Here is a 14610-nt window from a genome sequence, read left to right as displayed (position 1 = left end):
CTCTTGAGGCTTACTTATGTTGATTACTTTTTGTATTTTTCCCTGACTGGATAACGCTGACCTAAAACCAAAACCCTCAGTAGAGATACCAGGAAGTTGTCTTTGCTTACAAGGCTTAAAAGAAGTGCGTTCATACCGTGGGTTTCCTAAAAAAAAGCAGGATTGCTTGCTAATAAGTAAGATTACCTCCGCTTTATGAGGATAGGGTCTGAGCCTTATGCGTGGCGTCCTTGCAGGAGCTTTAAATAGACCGCTTCATTATTAAAACTCTATCTAAGCCGACCCATGACTCACTTTGGTGTAATTTGCCCGCCTTTTTCAGGTCACTTGAACCCCTTGGCAGCGTTGGGACGAGAATTGCAACAACGCGGTCATCGCGTCACTTTCCTGCAAATACCGGATCTAGAGGCATCTGTACGCTCAGAAGGGCTAAACTTTTATCCGATTGGGCAGGGGATTTATCGACCTGGATTTCTTGCCGAGTCCTTCGCGCAACTCGCTCAATTGAGCCGCTTAGAGTCGCTCCGTTATTCAGTCACCTTGTGCCAACAGGTGAGTGAAATGTTCTGCCGAGATGCCCCCGATGCCATTCAAGCGGCGGGGATTGAAGCACTGCTGGTGGATCAGCTGGAACCAGCGGGTGAAGTTGTAGCTGAATCCCTCAATATCCCTTTTATTACTGTGTGCTGCGCCCAAGCTATCCGCCGACAGGCAGATGTTCCCCCCTTTTTTATGGGCTGGAGCTACCAGAATACCTGGTGGGCGCGTCTTCGCAATCTAGCTGCTTATTACCTATTAGATCGCAATAGCGAGCCGATTCAGAAAGCTCTAAATGAGTATCGCGCAGCGTGGAAGTTGCCCCTGAAACAAGGCTTCAGTCTCTCCTGTTCTCGACTTGCCCACATCAGTCAACAGCCTGCTGCTTTTGATTTTCCCTGCGCCAACCTGCCAGACAACTTCTATTACACTGGGCCATTCCGTAATGCGTCACCGCGAACAATTCCCTTTCCCTATGAACGGTTGACCGGACAGCCCCTAATTTACGCTTCGCTGGGGACTGTGCAGAGTACCAAGCAGGAAATTTTCTCCTGCATTGCAGAAGCCTGCGTTGGACTGGATGTTCAACTGGTTCTCTCTTATGGCGGTGGGATGAATGTAGAAGCGGTTGAAAGGATGCCCGGTTCGCCGCTGGTTGTAGAGTATGCCCCTCAGATGGAATTGATTTCTAAAGCAAGGTTAACCATCACGCACGGGGGACTGAACACAGTACTCGATTCGCTCAGCCACGGGGTTCCTCTGGTTGCCATCCCCATCACCTATGAACAACCGGGGACTGGAGCGCGAATCCAATGGACAGGTACGGGTGAGGTGGTTCCTTCAGACGGTCTGAGCATTTCTAAGTTGCGAGGCGCGATTCAACGAGTGCTTAGGGAGGATTCTTACTCAAATAATGCATTTCGGCTCCAACAGGCTATCCGTCAATCAGGCGGCGTGAAGCGAGCTGCTGATGTTGTTGAGCAGGCTGTCGGGTTCAAGCATCCAGCTCTGTCGAAATTAACGTCCAGTGTATCTAGGAGTGTTGCGTGAACTCTATCAAGTGAATTATCAAGTGAATTGTCCGCCGCGACTCTGCTTCGGTGATGGTTGGCTAATCCTCTAATGAAAAAACAGGATAGAACGCCAGCGTTCTATCCTGTTAGCAAAATAAAACTCTTACATCAACTGAAGTGATGATGAGAGTTTTTTTGAGGTAATTTTATTTAGGTCGTAACTTCGGCAGCTTTTGCTGCCACGTCGAAAACGATGTTGTAGCTTTCGCTTGGACCCAGGCGTTGGAGAACTCGCTGATGGGCTTCTGCGTCACAGCGGCGGCGAAAACGAGCAACAACCAAGGATTGCAACTTGGGTACGCGACGCATTAGGCACCAAGGGTGAAGCTGGTTAAAGTAGGTCATAAAACTTTCCCGATGATACCTAGGGTTTTTTTGATGAATATGCTTTGAATGATGGCGATGAGGGTGTGGCGATCGCTATCGTTCTTTTGCGAGTGCAGTCCCCATCTATTGATAGGGTTGCGCTAAAATGCCAGCTAGTATTGGTGTTTTATCTGTAACCCAGACAGTCCAGATGGGCTGTTTATGGAGGAAAGCAGATGCGATCGCCGCGCTGGTTCAGTGCTGCTTTGATGGCAGCAATTCCCGGCGCTACCCGCAGTGCTTCTGTCGCTTTGGATTTGTTCATAGATATTTAATTGGGTAGATGGGTACAGGCGTGCGAGCCTTGTAGCTAGCACAAACAGCACTCATCTGGGTTAATTTCCGGCAGCAATCAGCTGGAAATAGGACTTTGTTGGGGGATTACTGGAAGGTTAAAAGGTTAACCTTTCTTATACATTGTAACATAAAGCGATTCAAGTTACTAACTTGAAACAAATAGTCGCAAAGTAGGGCATGATAGCTTAGCTTTAGGCAGTAAAGGCGATTACTAGCGGTTTTACCTGTAATAAGGAAGAGAGAGTCGTTGAGACGAAGGTTTACGGATGAAGGACTGCGGCAGATGGGCAACTTCTTACGAGCCTGTCGGGAAGCAAAAGGCTTAAGTGTCCACAAGTTGAGCGAACAGACGAAGGAGTATGAAGCCAACTTCTATGGAGAATTGGGAGCGTTGCCTAAAGTTCTTGGGGTGAGCATTGCGGCCATTTCGAGAATTGAGAATGGAAACCTGAATAAACCAGCACCTGATATTTTGTGGATACTTTTAGATGTTCTCAAACCCGAACACCCAACTGAGAATCGGATTCTGACGCTGGAAGATTTGCTGCTGATTGGTACGGAAGCTTGGAACCCAAACATCGGAGACTGAAGGTGTCAGTTGCTTCTTCGCTCTCGGCTAGTTTTAACCAGAAAGCGAAAGTTAACAAGAGTTTGGACGATTTGCCTAACTCGTTGATAACGCAGCGCTCGCACTCAGAAGAGGATTAGGCGATCGCATTGCAGTGGTGAAGGGGAGAATGCGCGATCGCTTCCTGACCGATGCAATAAAAAAGGGCGCGATCGCAACTGGTGGTATAGATAAAGTTTCATGGCATAATCACTACACGTTGTTGAGAAACAAGGAATTTGGAAGTTGAAAGGCCGAATTGTATAGCTACTAAAAACAGAGCTGGAGACACAAATATATGACCTCTGTTTCAGAGCAAGCGCAAGACGAAGAGTACATCAAAATTGTTATAGATCCAATTTCTGCTTGTAAAAATTACCTACCAAAATTTGGAGGTAGTGCAGGACTAACATTATCTGAATTTCAAAGCTTATACCAAGCTGATCCCTTCTACTCATGGTTAGGCTTAGATTCTCCTCTAATGTTCACTGCTCATAAAGCCGCTGGTGGCATGACATCAGTGTACCGACAAGTTGGGATAGGTTGTCAAAGACTGATTCAACGCATTATTATGGATAGCCTTAATCTGACAGCAGAGCAATCAATCTGGTCTTATGAAATTAAAAAAATAGAGGGGAAGACACAAACTTTATCTCTCGACTGCTGCATCCCAATAGCTGAAACGAAACTTGACCGCCGTCCAATAGTTACTAACTGGGTTCAAAATGCCTGTAGAGCAGTCAACATATCAGAAGATATGATACCAGTTTTCAAAGGAGCTGTTTTTGAAATCCGGCAAGGGTATAAAAGTAAAGACTCAAAGCGCCAGAATGCTGATATTGCAAATGCAGCAGCAGCTTACTCTGAAGGATATTTGCCAGTAATACTACTTTTTTCAAACCAGATAGATAGTAGCGTTGCCGATCGTTATATTAAATCGCGCTGGTTAATACTTCGAGGTACAACTAATGGTTCAACAACTAGCTCTACATACGAGTTTTGTCGCCAAGTGCTAGGTTACGACTTAGCAAATTTCTTCCAACGCCATTCCGCTAGGTTGAAGCAAGAGGTAGAATCAGTTCTAACCGCTTTATTGCAATAAACTGAATGATTTCTCAAAGGGCTGATTTGACTTTCAAAGACAATCTTAAGCAAGGGCGACACGGTTGGATACGTTTGACTCCAGCCTATTCAGTCAAGGTAGTTCAAAATGTCCTCGAATATGTTGGAAAACCACAACTTGTCCTCGATCCTTTTTCTGGTAGTGGAACAACAGGGTTAGTCTGTGCTGAGAGGGGAGTTAATTGCAATCTGATAGAAATTAACCCATTTTTAGCTTGGCTATCACAATCAAAAGTACATTATTACAGTCCACGTGAATTAAACGCAGCTATTGAAATAGCTGGTGCTGTAGCGGAACAAGCATCCCAAAATGAGCAATTTGATAATCTCTGGATTCCACCGCTTAATTACATTGAACGTTGGTGGTCGCCAGAAAGGTTAAAGATACTAGCAAGTCTTTTTCAGGCGATACAAAGCCAAAGGAAGAATAGAAAAGATAGTCTGGCTTTAAATCTAGCGCTTATTGCTTTTTGTAGAACAACAATAGAGTGGTCGAACGCTGCTTTTAATCATCAATCTATGTCTTTTAAAAAAGAAAAAATAAGCTTTAATAAATTAAATGAAAAACACTTAATTATTAATGATTTTGTAAGCTACTGTGAGCAGACTATTAATTCTGCAAAACAATATCTTTTAGGAAGTGTTTCTGTACAAAATAGTGACTCTCGTTACATTCACATAAACGATTGTAGGAAGTATGATTGCGTAATTACCTCACCTCCCTATCCAAACCGGATGAGTTATATACGTGAAGTAAGACCTTATATGTATTGGCTAGGTTTCCTTAATAATGCGCGTGAGGCAGGCGATTTAGATTGGCAAGCAATTGGCGGAACTTGGGGAATAGCAACTAGCCGTTTAGCCCAATGGGAACCTGGAAATACACAAATTAAAAATGAAAACTTCAAAGGTATAATTCAAGAGATTAATAAGCAAAGCCCTATCCTGGCAAACTACGTTCATAAATATTTTGTCGATATAGTAACCCACATAGATAGCCTAAGCTATGTTCTTGTTAAAGGGGCAAAAATTTTCTATATTGTTGGCAATTCTAAGTTTTACGATACACTTGTTCCAGTAGAAGAGATTTATATGAGCATAATGAGGCAATGCGGTTTTAAAAACGTGCAAAGTGAAGTAATAAGAAAAAGAAATTCAAAAAAAGAATTATATGAATTTTTAGTGACAGCAGAATGGTAAGTTTTAAGAGTGCAAGTCGTTAATACTGGGAGCGATCGCATCCTTCCCAAAAATCCAAATCTGGCAAAATTACCTGTACGGCGATCGCATCCTTTTAGATGCAATAAAAAAGGGCGCGATCGCACCCAGGGAAACAATTATTAGAAAACTTTAGAATCTTGAGCCGCAGATAGATTCCACAACCGCTACAGGCTCATTTCGATGTTGCTCTCGGCAAATTAAATTCTTAGCCAAACGTTGCTCAGCATAGGCGCGATGAGTAAACCAGCCGATCGGTGTGCCAGCGATCGCGCCGATCAGCAGACCCGTTAGCAGACTATAAACCAGATGCTTTCGAGTAATCCTATTCTCTTTCATTTAAAAGTTTCTCCTAATTGCTGAACCATTTTAAAGAAAGCAAAATTTAGGATAAATTTACGTCCCTCTCCTTGCTTATATCCGAAGTCGCACTCGTGATGATATACCGTCTTTGCGTCTATCTCATACCACTGGAGAGGAAACTAAAAGCTAAGAGGATTCGCTACACTTACGCTCGTTTTTGGTATTTTGGGTATTTAAAACTTTTGCTGCTAGCGATGAAATTAGACATTTCCAGTCCGTCCGACAAGGGACGCGACGACCGCAATTAACTCAGTGGGATCAATGGGTTTAGCGACATGAGATTGAAAACCTGCCGAAAGGGCTGCTTTTTGGTCGTCTACTCTGACATAAGCCGTCAACGCCACAGATGGAATTTGTCCTTTTTCCGCCTCTAGCGCCCTCACCAGGCGAATTAGACTGTAGCCGTCCTCGTTTGGCATCCCAATGTCACTGATGAGTAAATCTGGCTTTGACTGTTGGATAGTTCCGATCGCTTCCTCTGCTGAGGCGACAGCGATCGCTTCTGCTCCATACTGTTCTAGGATGCTCTTGAGCAACTCACGGGCATCAGCTTCATCATCAACAACAAGGATCTGCAAGCCATCAAGAGGACTTTCCCAAAGGGTGGGAGGACTTTCTTGAGGATTGAGTGCTGAAGATTGAGAACTGCATAAAGATTCCTCTTCCTCAGTCCTCTTTTTCACCCCAGCACTGTTGAGAAGCGGCAACTTCACGATAAATGTTGACCCTTGCCCCTCTCCGGGACTCTCAGCACGCACGGTTCCTCCGTGTAGTTCCACCAAGTGGCGGACAATTGCCAATCCCAGCCCTAATCCTGTATAAGACCTGGTGATAGAGTTATCAGCTTGGCGAAAGCGGTCAAACACGTAAGGCAGAAAGTCAGGACTGATGCCCTCACCCGTATCCCTAACTGAAATCTCGGCGTGGGAGCGATCGCCTCGAAGGTAAACTTGAACTCGTCCGCCTTCGGGCGTGAACTTAATCGCGTTGGTGAGCAGATTCCAGATTATTTGCTGCAAGCGGTCTGGATCTCCTGAAATTGAACCCACAAAAGTATCCAGCAGCAGATGAACTTGAATATTCTTGGCATCTGCTGCTGGACGTACCGTATTAATGGCTGACTCAATGACTGGAATCAGTTCCAGTGGGCGAACTGTGAGACGGAGTTGACCTCGAATAATCCGCGAAACATCCAGCAGATCCTCAATCAAACGTGCTTGCGCCTTGGCATTTCGCTCAATCGTTTCGATAGCACGAGCGGTCGTCGCCGCGTCAAATTTTCGGGTGCGGAGAAGACTCGTCCACCCCAGCATCGCATTGAGGGGCGATCGCAGTTCGTGAGAAAGAGTCGCCAGGAACTCGTCTTTCATCCGGTTGGCTGATTCAGCCTGAGTGCGTGCCTCCTGTGCGCGGGCAAGTAACCGAGTACGTTCCTCTTCAGCTTGCTTGCGATCCGTGAAGTCGCGCATGATTTTAGCCAACCCTTGCACCTGTCCGCTCTCATCGCGTAAAGACGTGACAATGCCACTGCCCCAGAAACGGCTGCCATCCTTCCGGACGTGCCAGCGTTCGTTCTCAGCCCGACCTTCCGTTAATGCCTTTACCCGTTCTTTCCTGTCTTCGCCGCGATCGCGATCTTCAGGTGTAAAAATTATGGAGCCAGATTTGCCCAAAATCTCTGCTTCCTGATAGCCTAAAATGCTTTCTGCCCCTGCTCCCCACTTGATAACACGCCCGTCGGGATCGAGGAAAAAAATTGCATAGTCTTTCATGTTTTCCAGCAACATCAGGAAGCGCTCTTCGTTTAACCGCAAAGCCTTCTCTGAGTGCTGATATTGATTTTCTCGTTTCTCTAACTCCGCAACTCGTTGGCGGAGTGCTACTAATTCAGCGATGAGTTCACTTTTAGTTTTATCTTCCTCTTTCATGGGGGGAGCATTACCATCGAGTCTCACTCTAGAGAAGGAGCTGGGATCGAGTTGTGGTCGATTTTTCAGAACTCTTTTCACAGTTGCAGCTCATAAGGTTTTTCTTCACCTATCTTTAGACTGAAATTTAAATTATTTAAGTAGTTGAATTAATTTTTAGGGATAGAGAGTCCCCTTCGAGGCAAAAAACGCTGATATTTGGTAATTTTAAATTTTACAGAAAATGCCAAAACATCCAATCTAGAGATTCAGCTACATTTTTTTAATTAAACTAACGCGATGTGCAACTTTTCCGAATAAGAATTCCACGGAATTCTTTTAGAAAATCCCGCTTTCATCCACGCTTGTACTCGTATCAAGCGCTTATGGGACAACCTAGCAGCCGTAGGTTGGCTCTGTGTGAGAGAAAAAACAAAGCGAGCGTTTGCTGCATTTGGGTTACACGCACCTCAACCCAACCCATAGGGAATTTGTTAGTCAGCCGTTTCGTTTCACCTCTCTCCTCCAAAAGAGGGATTCTTTTTTGGGCTTGCATACCTGCAAGTCTAGACATAGCAGCTTGTCCTTAGTAACTTACAGGCTGCTCCTAATTATGAAGATTGTGTCAAGAATACTCCTGACTATTTTAAAGATTGTATAAACTTAATATTAAAAAATCTTCGTCAGTGAAAATTCCTTGTATATTTACTTAGAAAACAAGTAGGGTGCATTGAAGAGGTTCAGTAACAATACGTTTATCGCAACAGCGATACCGTAAAATTTTAACCTCTAATAAAAGAAAAGTTACATGGGATACCAGGGAAAATGCTGAAACTTGTTACTTTTGCGAATAATTTATCTGTGTAACTTAATCATGGCGGCTAAAACACCAAAGGTTTGGTCATTCACCGAGAGGGCAACATTAGAATTTTGGGTAGAAGATCCACGACGGGGTGAACGACTCGAAGACATTCATCTGGATTCTGAGCAATGGTTCCAATGGCTAAATTTACCAAGTTCTAAGTCATTTAAATTTGAGCCAGTCGATCAACGTACATCTGATTTCATCGCTAGCAAAGAAACTAAAACCGATGGAGATTTTTGGTACGCCTACAAGAAAGTAAATGGCGAACTATATCACTGTTACATCGGGCTTAGCAAAGATTTAACGTTGGTGCGACTCAGAGAAATTGGGTTGCAATTGCTACAAACTGCGAAAAATGATAGTCCTTCCAGCCAGCAAAGTTATATACAAGAAGTCCATTTAAATTTGCCTGGTGAATCTCAGGAAGTACACCATCTGAAACAGGAAATTCAGCGGTTACAGGACGAACTAACAAACTCTCGCCTAGAGCTTGAGAAGAATCAAAGTATTTGCACTCAACAAAGTGCTGCCAAAGAGGTTCATTTAACAGAATTGGAGCAGCTGAGACAGGAAAATCAGCGGTTACAAGATGAACTGGCAAATTCTCGGCTAGAGCTTGAGAAGAATCAAAGTATTTGCACTCAACAAAGCGCTCCCAAAGAAGTTCATTTGAAAATCTTGGTTGAATCCAAGGAATTAGAGCAGCTAAAACAGGAAAATCAACGGCTACAGGATGAACTGGCGAACTCTCGCCAAACTTACCTAATAGCTTGTCAAGAACATAAGGAAGCAATTCAACAGCTACGCCATCAAAATCAACGGCTACAAACCGAGTGCGACCAGATGAATGAAGAGATCGAACAGCTCTATGCTAAATATGGCGACCTGAAACTGGAAAAGATAATCCGGCACCAGGACAGCGAAAGAGTGAAAACCCGGACGACTTTGCCAGAGCAGAAGGTGAGCCTGTCAAACACTGCGTACAGCTTTTAAATATGGTGGGGTAGAGAGCGATCGCTTGAGCGAAAAAAAGTAGGAAGCGATCGCTCTCCATCAAGTAGGGTGGCGTAGAGAGCGATCGCGTTACACACCTGCAAAAATACAGGTGTGTTGATACCTTGCTGCAATAGCATCGATTAGGTTTTGGTTGAGAATTAGCCAACACGCAGGCGAACTAATTCTCAGCAGTTATTTATTAGGTGTGTCGTGCCTTTTCAAAACCTGGGGTACCGTGCAACTTTGGTTCAGCAGGCGGAGGTGTCGGTTCTGGTCCTAACGGTTGTGGATTCTCTACATACTCAAACTCCCCTTTGCCGTCCATTGATTTGCCTTTCGCCCAACGTCCTTCAGCACTTTCAGTACCGTCAGAGTGATTCCAGAACTGATACGCATACTCCCGCTTCTCCAATTCCAGTGGGAAGGAACTCGGAACCGGAGTGTCGTCCAGTCCGGAGTCTACGATATCCTCAATCGCTGCCAACCACTGGTTTTGGTGCATGGTGTCGCGGGCGATCATGAAACTCAAGGTATCTTTCACGCCTGGGTCGTCTGACATTTCATACATTCGCACTGCCTGCAAGCGACCTTGCGACTCGGCGTGGAGATTAGAGCGGAAATCTGCTAACAAATTACCGCTGGCGACGATAAAGCGACCGTTCCAAGGGTAGCCAACGCTGTCAGAGGGCGTCGCACCCAAGCCGGAGACAATGGCGTGCTGCGGGTTCATCGCTGCTGCCATAATCTCATTCCGCACGTTAGAACCGCCCATAACCGCCCCGACTAGCCGATCTGCGGCACCTTCCTCTTGGACTTTTAGAGGCGCTTTGTCCAGCAGATGGGCGATCATCGTGGCAAGCATCTCAACGTGACCGATTTCTTCGGTACCAATGTCCAGTAGCATATCGCGGTACTTAGCAGGCCCTCGACAGTTCCATCCCTGAAATAGGTACTGCATCATCACGGTCATCTCGCCAAAAGTGCCGCCGATGAGTTCCTGAATCTTCATGGCGTAGACCGGATCGGGGTTTTGTGGCGGAGTGAAATACTGAAGTTGCTTTTTATGGTAAAACATTCAAAAACTCCGAATTCTTTTTACTATCAGAACAACAGAAAAATGGTGCAAATTGATATTTAGCAAATTGCTAAATATCGAAATTTCAATTGCAAAACTTATGCTCTCTACTCCTATAGGAAACTATTTAAATCAAGGTCTTGCCTCTTCCTGGAGAAGGACAGTTTTAAGTTTATTTCGGTAAATTTATTCTTGATTTATGTGCCTATTTAATGACGAATTACCAATTATTTTGTATCAAGTTCATTCTTAAAAGTTTGTGTTAATAAAAAAACCGTCTTCATCAAAAAGACGGTTTTTTTATTAGCAGAATTTAAGTATTTTTGCTTAATTCATGTCGGATTAAGCTTCGTCGCGCCCGTGAACTTGGGCGGGTGGAGAAGTTGCCTCAACTGCCGTGAAAGGCTCCAGAATTTTATAGGTGTGGGATGCACCTTTTGGTACAGTCCAAGAATTACCGGGTTCTAACAAAATACTTTGACCTTCCAGGTGCAATTCAGCGCGACCGTTGATGACATAACCAACCGTCTCATATTCTCGCGCAGTTGGTTCCTTTGGTTCGTTGGGTTGCTCGTTTTCCCAAAGGCGCATCGAGATGGTTTTGCCTGATGCGAGATACTTTTGACCCATTTCCCCTTTGGGGGAATTGGTAGAATCTACTTTCATCACAGTTGTATCTGTCATATTTGCTGCTTCCTTGTTCAGATATGTTGTTTAAATGCTCTTAGCGGAGCAAGATCGGATTCCCATCAATGCGGACTCGGAATAGACTGTAGGGCTTTTCTCTTAAATCTCTACCGCCATGAAAATTTGGTTGGCGATGCAGTTGATTGGCAGTGAAATAGAGATAGCCGTCTGATGCCACAGAAAGCGTATCGGGCCACAAAACGCGAGGATCGTGAACGAGCGTTTCATACATTCCATCCGGTAGGCGGCGAAGAATGGAATTGTGTTCGTAGTTCGTCAGGTAAACGCGGTTTTCAGCATCTGATTCCAGTCCATCTGAAGCACCACTTTTATCGCCGAGATCCACCACGGTTGCTGCTACTTGCGACTCTGTTAATTGCTCGTTTGCTAAAGCATCAACGCTGACACTGTATAAACGGCGACCTGCCAGAGGGCAGTAAAATAAGCGATCGCCATCAGCACTAATCGCAATCCCGTCTGCACCTACTTTGATATAGCTGGGTGGTTGATTAGGCGATCGCATCATCAACGGTTGTCCTTCGACGCTGGGCAAAAAATTTGGTTCGGCTTTAGTGGAGGGGTGATTGTTCAGCCGTCGCCAGCTTTTGCCAGAAGCCAGGTCTACAACAATAATTGCATTTGGCCCAGAACTAGAAGAATCGGTGATGAATGCCATTCCAGCTTTGCCGCGCCGCAAGTCAAATCTGACATCGTTTAAGTAAGTCGTTGGCAGCGCTACATCCTGGGGAAATAGAATTGTTTTGATAATCCGATTTTGCTTTAGGTCAATCCCAATTAATTTTGGCCCCCCGTAGGAAGTGGGGGCAAATTGCGGACTCCCGGTATCTAAAATCCACAGGCGGTTTTGCGGATCGACGACGACACTTTGAACCGAAATCAACGATTCAGCTTGGTTGCTAGGATTTGGGCGGTTAATTTCGGCATTGGGATAAGCCACCGCCGTCCCGTTTTTTAACTCAGCAACGGTAAATTCTACATTGTCTCCCCAGCGAGGGAAATTCACGAAAATTCGACCGTCCTGAGACACGGTGACGCCAGTAAGCATCGGCCCATTAAAGGAGGCAACTGATTCAATGTTGCCAATCGTTTTCTCAGCAGGTTTCTCAGCAAGTTTCTGTGTGGGTTCTTGTGCGGATAGCGCCCGACCGGATGATGCAAAGGGAATTGTCACCACAAGGCTTAAAAGAATTGGAAGCGATCGCCAACCCAGTTTTCCCACGTTTCTCTCCAGATACTTCACGGTGTCAGCACTACTGACTGAATGCTTCGTCAACACTCCTGCAACGCCAACGTCCAGCCGTGACGTCCTAGCAGACTGCTGATACCCCCTCTTATATTAGATGGCATTCATGGTTTCCATTCACTGACGAGACGCAACCCATTGACATCTCGACCACAGAACTAACAAAACACCTATTTCTGTCCAAAAGATTGACTTTCAGCAGTAAGAATCTCGCCAGCTTCTAACTCTTGTTGGAAACGCTGGCGATTTTCTTCTGCCTCTTGTTCAAGTTTTTCAACCAAGTGATAAACTTCTGCAAGCAAATTATTAATCTTGACGGTGTTTTCACCCCGATCAGAGCGGTCAAGTTCCATAGTTTGACCTTATGGTTTTAGTACAACTTTGATGCAGTTGTCTTTTTTATTTTTGAAAATTTCGTAACCGTGTTTCGCCTCTTCTAAAGGCAAGCGGTGTGTGATGACGAAAGAGGGATCGATATCGCCATTTTGGATATGTTCCAACAACGGTTTCAAGTATCTATGGACGTGCGTTTGTCCCATCTTGAACGTCAAGCCTTTATTGAAAGCTGCGCCCATTGGAATCTTGTCGAGGAATCCGCCGTAAACACCCGCTAGCGATACATGACCGCCCTTGCTACAAGCGACAATGACTTGCCTCAGGGCGGTGGGGCGATCGGTTTCCATTCGCACGGCTTGTTTGACTTTATCGTAGAAAGCATCCGGCCCGGTACCGTGTGCTTCCATGCCGACGGCATCCAGACAAGAATCTGGTCCGCGTCCGCCAGTCATCTCTTTGAGTGCTTCACCGACATCGAGTTCTTCATAGTTGAGAATTTCTGCCCCGCATTGTTCTTTAGCCATTTGTAAGCGTTCGGGAATGCGGTCGATAGCGATAACGCGATGGGCACCTAGCATGAAGGCACTTTTGATTGCGAACTGTCCGACTGGCCCGCAGCCCCAGACAGCTACAATATCACCCGGTTTAATGTTGCAATTTTCCGCTGCCATGTAGCCGGTCGGGAAAATATCCGTTAGGAACAGTACCTGATCGTCTGTCAATCCATCGGGAATTTTGAACAAACCGACATCGGCAAAAGGCACCCGCGCATACTCCGCTTGACCTCCAGCATAGCCGCCGAACAAGTGGGAGTAGCCGAAAAGTCCTGATGGCGAATGACCGTACATCTGTTCAGCCATCCAGCCGTTCGGGTTGGAGTTATCGCACAGCGACCACAAATCGCGGTTGCAGAATAGGCAGTTACCGCAGGCGATAGTGAAAGGGACAACGACGCGATCGCCTATTTTCACATTCTTGACGGCGCTGCCAAGTTCAACCACTTCCCCCATAAATTCATGACCGAGGATATCGCCCGCTTGCATTGTCGGGATGAAACCATCGTAAATATGCAAATCGGAGCCGCAAATCGCTGTTGACGTAATTTTGACGATGGCATCGCGCGGGTTAAGAATTTTTGGATCGGGTACATTATCTACCCGCACATCGTTGTTTCCATGCCAACAAACAGCTTTCATTAAATTTTTCTCCTTAAGTCATTCGTCATTATTTATGGGTTATTTCCGATTCATTATTAGTCATTATCAATTACTAAAAACAATTTACTAATGACTAATAACTACACATACACACTAGGTAAATCTTTCTCTTTGCGAGTTCTCCTGGTTAAGGAGGTTAGGAGGAGCGAAATGTCAAGCAAATATTATCCGTTGTTCCACTATCCCCCCTCGTTAAGGGGGGACAATTTGCACGCTGGATTACAGATTATTTTGAGTAAGATGGGCTGCTCAGGTTATTCGCCGCGTCGTTGAAACCTTCCTGCGTCCCTTGAACTGTCTTACCAACTACATCGTCAGCTTTATCTTGAATCTGATTAAAAAACTTTTTGGTACTTGGAGGCGTCGGCTCGTCAAGATTCAGTTTTTCCTTGACATTTTCAGCAGCATCTCCAATTTTATCCAACAAACTACTGCCTGTATCTTCAGTCTGGTCTTTTAGCGTTTCAGTCCTAGCATTGATTGAACCATTAGACCCTGGCACTTGGTAAGCGTTGGTTTCTGGTGTCAATGTCGTGTTATTCGCAAGGGCTTGTAGAGGAGTCCCGTAACCGAAAGCTTGCATCACCAAAAATGCAGCACTTACCAGAAACGCAGTAGCAATCTGGCGCAAACGAATACTTTGTAGAAAAGAAATTACTTGATTCATGAAAACACTCCAG

The 14610-nt window shown here is 45.2% G+C and carries 16 protein-coding genes; 6 read left to right on the top strand and 10 right to left on the bottom strand.

All coding sequences use genetic code 11. The annotated features are described in order from the left end of the window. The first annotated feature begins 285 nt into the window (after window positions 1–285). Window positions 286–1587, top strand: a complete 1302-nt coding sequence (locus tag NDI44_RS01250) for a nucleotide disphospho-sugar-binding domain-containing protein (RefSeq protein WP_190413083.1) — start codon at window positions 286–288, stop codon at window positions 1585–1587. Between the two features lie 173 nt (window positions 1588–1760). Here the strand turns inward: NDI44_RS01250 and NDI44_RS01245 are convergent, their stop codons facing one another. Then, the gene (locus NDI44_RS01245; protein ID WP_190413082.1) at window positions 1761–1955 is read right to left on the bottom strand and encodes a hypothetical protein; all 195 of its coding nucleotides are present in this window, start codon (window positions 1953–1955) and stop codon (window positions 1761–1763) included. A gap of 565 nt (window positions 1956–2520) precedes the next feature. Here NDI44_RS01245 and NDI44_RS01240 point away from each other — a divergent pair. The 4 genes from NDI44_RS01240 (at window position 2521) to NDI44_RS01225 (ending at window position 5346) form a co-directional block, all read left to right on the top strand. Continuing rightward, entirely contained in the window at window positions 2521–2862 is a 342-nt protein-coding gene (locus NDI44_RS01240) for a helix-turn-helix transcriptional regulator (RefSeq protein ID WP_190413081.1), read from the top strand. 316 nt (window positions 2863–3178) lie between these two features. After that, window positions 3179–3982 (top strand): hypothetical protein, encoded by an 804-nt coding sequence (locus tag NDI44_RS01235; RefSeq protein ID WP_190413080.1) that lies wholly within the window; start codon window positions 3179–3181, stop codon window positions 3980–3982. Window positions 3983–3987: 5 nt separating this feature from the next. After that, complete coding sequence (locus tag NDI44_RS01230) at window positions 3988–5202, top strand: DNA methyltransferase (RefSeq protein ID WP_190413079.1); 1215 nt, start codon at window positions 3988–3990, stop codon at window positions 5200–5202. Between the two features lie 9 nt (window positions 5203–5211). After that, the gene (locus NDI44_RS01225) at window positions 5212–5346 is read left to right on the top strand and encodes a hypothetical protein (RefSeq protein ID WP_277877582.1); all 135 of its coding nucleotides are present in this window, start codon (window positions 5212–5214) and stop codon (window positions 5344–5346) included. Window positions 5347–5352: 6 nt separating this feature from the next. Here NDI44_RS01225 and NDI44_RS01220 read toward each other — a convergent pair whose 3' ends face one another. Beyond that, window positions 5353–5559 (bottom strand): hypothetical protein, encoded by a 207-nt coding sequence (locus NDI44_RS01220; RefSeq protein WP_190413078.1) that lies wholly within the window; start codon window positions 5557–5559, stop codon window positions 5353–5355. Window positions 5560–5783: 224 nt separating this feature from the next. Next, complete coding sequence (locus NDI44_RS01215; protein WP_339380693.1) at window positions 5784–7592, bottom strand: ATP-binding protein; 1809 nt, start codon at window positions 7590–7592, stop codon at window positions 5784–5786. 772 nt (window positions 7593–8364) lie between these two features. On the opposite strand from NDI44_RS01215, the gene NDI44_RS01210 reads away from it, so the two are divergent. Continuing rightward, window positions 8365–9348, top strand: a complete 984-nt coding sequence (locus NDI44_RS01210) for a hypothetical protein (RefSeq protein ID WP_190413077.1) — start codon at window positions 8365–8367, stop codon at window positions 9346–9348. Here the strand turns inward: NDI44_RS01210 and NDI44_RS01205 are convergent. The 7 genes from NDI44_RS01205 to NDI44_RS01175 all read right to left on the bottom strand — a co-directional run bounded on the left by NDI44_RS01205 (window position 9345) and on the right by NDI44_RS01175 (window position 14597). Further along, on the bottom strand, window positions 9345–9488 hold the full coding sequence (locus NDI44_RS01205) for a hypothetical protein (RefSeq protein WP_190413076.1): 144 nt from the start codon (window positions 9486–9488) through the stop codon (window positions 9345–9347). The genes NDI44_RS01210 and NDI44_RS01205 overlap by 4 nt on opposite strands. Window positions 9489–9550: 62 nt before the next feature. Continuing rightward, the gene (locus tag NDI44_RS01200) at window positions 9551–10426 is read right to left on the bottom strand and encodes a manganese catalase family protein (protein ID WP_190413075.1); all 876 of its coding nucleotides are present in this window, start codon (window positions 10424–10426) and stop codon (window positions 9551–9553) included. Window positions 10427–10768: 342 nt separating this feature from the next. Continuing rightward, window positions 10769–11110: a cupin domain-containing protein gene (locus NDI44_RS01195; protein ID WP_190413074.1), complete on the bottom strand. Its 342-nt coding sequence runs from the start codon at window positions 11108–11110 to the stop codon at window positions 10769–10771. Between the two features lie 40 nt (window positions 11111–11150). Continuing rightward, window positions 11151–12308 (bottom strand): L-dopachrome tautomerase-related protein, encoded by a 1158-nt coding sequence (locus tag NDI44_RS01190; protein WP_347276603.1) that lies wholly within the window; start codon window positions 12306–12308, stop codon window positions 11151–11153. Between the two features lie 239 nt (window positions 12309–12547). Then, on the bottom strand, window positions 12548–12730 hold the full coding sequence (locus NDI44_RS01185) for a hypothetical protein (protein ID WP_190413073.1): 183 nt from the start codon (window positions 12728–12730) through the stop codon (window positions 12548–12550). 9 nt (window positions 12731–12739) lie between these two features. After that, the gene (locus NDI44_RS01180) at window positions 12740–13909 is read right to left on the bottom strand and encodes a zinc-dependent alcohol dehydrogenase (RefSeq protein WP_190413072.1); all 1170 of its coding nucleotides are present in this window, start codon (window positions 13907–13909) and stop codon (window positions 12740–12742) included. A gap of 247 nt (window positions 13910–14156) precedes the next feature. Further along, window positions 14157–14597, bottom strand: a complete 441-nt coding sequence (locus tag NDI44_RS01175; protein WP_190413071.1) for a hypothetical protein — start codon at window positions 14595–14597, stop codon at window positions 14157–14159. Window positions 14598–14610 lie beyond the last annotated feature (13 nt).

It is taken from the genome of Trichocoleus sp. DQ-A3 (assembly GCF_039961975.1).
Taxonomy (GTDB): domain Bacteria; phylum Cyanobacteriota; class Cyanobacteriia; order Cyanobacteriales; family FACHB-T130; genus FACHB-T130.
This window is presented reverse-complemented; position numbering and strand designations above follow the sequence as displayed.